The following is a 1,826-nucleotide window of genomic DNA, read 5'->3' as shown; positions in this document are numbered from 1 at the left end:
GCTGGCGCGCGATGAGCTGCGCGGCGAGCGCTACGAGCAGCCCGCCGCCCGATCCCGCCGCCAGCCTGGCGGCAAAGAGCGGCAGCGGCCAGGCGAGGGCGAGGAGCAGCAGCGCGGAGCGTGGGGCGAGCGGCATCAGCGGACGATCAGGCTCCGCCCGTCCATCTCCGGCGGCGGCTCGAGCCCCATCAGCTCGAGCAGCGTCGGGGCGAGATCGGCGAGCCGCCCGTCGCGCAGCCGCGCCCCCTCCGGCCCGCCGACGAGGACGACCGGCACCGGGTTCAGCGTATGCGCCGTGTGCGGCCCACCGCTCTCGGGATCGATCATCACCTCGCAGTTGCCGTGGTCGGCGGTCACGAGGATCGCGCCGCCCATCTCCCCGACCGCCGCGAGCACCTGCCCGAGCCCGGCGTCGACCGCCTCGACCGCCTTCATCGCCGCCTCGAGCAGGCCGGTATGCCCGACCATGTCCGGGTTGGCATAGTTGACGACGACGAGCGCATAGTCGCCCGAGCGGATCGCCGCCACCAGATGCTCGGTCACCTCCGCCGCCGACATCTCCGGCTGCAGATCGTAGGTCCTGACCTTCGGACTCGGCGCCATGTAGCGCACCTCGCCCTCGGCCGGCTCCTCCACCCCGCCGTTCAGGAAGAAGGTGACGTGCGGATACTTCTCCGTCTCCGCCACGCGGAACTGCTTCAGTCCCTTGCCCGCCACCCAGGCGCCGAGCGTGTTCGCGATGTCGAGCGAGGGGAAGATCGCCGGCATCAGCGCGTCGAGCGCCTCGGAATACTGCACCATGCCGAGCACCGCCGCCCATTTCGGCCGCCCGACCACCTGGAAGCCGTCGAACTTCGGATCGACCAGCGCCTCGAGGATCTGCCGCGCCCGGTCGGCGCGGAAGTTGGCGAAGAGGAGCCCGTCCCCGTCCGCCGCCCCGCGGTAGTCGCCGATCACCGTCGGCAGCACGAACTCGTCCGTCTCGCCCCGCTCGTAGGCCGCCTCGATCGCCGCCCCCGCACTCTCCGCCCGCTCTCCCTCGGCATGCAGGATGGCCTCGACCGCTTGGCTCACGCGCTCCCAGCGCTTGTCCCGGTCCATCGCATAGAACCGCCCCGAGACCGTCGCGATGCGCGCCCCTTCGGGCAGCGCCTCCTCGAGCGCGGCGACCTGCCCGAGTGCGCTCTTCGGCGGCACGTCGCGGCCGTCGAGGAAGGCGTGCACCGCCACCGGTACGCCGGCACCGGCGATCGCCTCGGCCGCGGCGACGATGTGCCGCTGGTGCGAATGCACCCCCCCGGGCGAGGCGAGCCCGGCGAGATGCGCCGTCCCGCCGCTCTCGGCCAGCGCCGCGACGAAGGCCGCGAGCGCCTCGTTCTTCGCGAAGCTCCCGTCGGCGATGGCATTGTCGATGCGCGGCAGGTCCATCCAGACCACCCGCCCGGCGCCGATGTTGGTATGGCCGACCTCGGAGTTGCCCATCTGCCCCTCCGGCAGCCCGACGTCGGGGCCATGCGCGGCGAGCGTCGCATGCGGGCAGTCCTGCCAGATCCGGTCGAAGTTCGGCGTCGCCGCCAGCGCCACCGCGTTGCCCTCGCGCCGCGGGCTGATGCCCCAGCCATCCAGAATGCAGAGCACGACTGGCCGCATCGCAGATCCTCTCCCGCCTCGCCGGCACGCGCTTTTATCCCGCCCCGCGCGGCTTGGCAAACCCGCCCGCTCCGCCGCCGCGAAGGCCGGCACGCACCCGCGGATTCGGCCCCGGAAATCCCGTCAAGGAAATTTTAACCCGACGAATTTCTTTGAAATCATGATGTTAAGTATAG

The 1,826-nt window shown here is 71.6% G+C and carries 1 protein-coding gene; it reads right to left on the bottom strand.

Annotation, left to right across the window (positions count from 1 at the left end):
• Positions 1-135 precede the first annotated feature (135 nt).
• Entirely contained in the window at positions 136-1,650 is a 1,515-nt protein-coding gene (gene gpmI, locus Q0112_RS00005; protein ID WP_297970008.1) for a 2,3-bisphosphoglycerate-independent phosphoglycerate mutase, read from the bottom strand.
• Positions 1,651-1,826 lie beyond the last annotated feature (176 nt).

It is taken from the genome of uncultured Amaricoccus sp., assembly GCF_937858865.1.
Lineage (GTDB): Bacteria > Pseudomonadota > Alphaproteobacteria > Rhodobacterales > Rhodobacteraceae > Amaricoccus.
The sequence above is the reverse complement of the archived record's forward strand: the minus strand, read 5'-3'. Positions and strand labels throughout refer to the sequence as shown.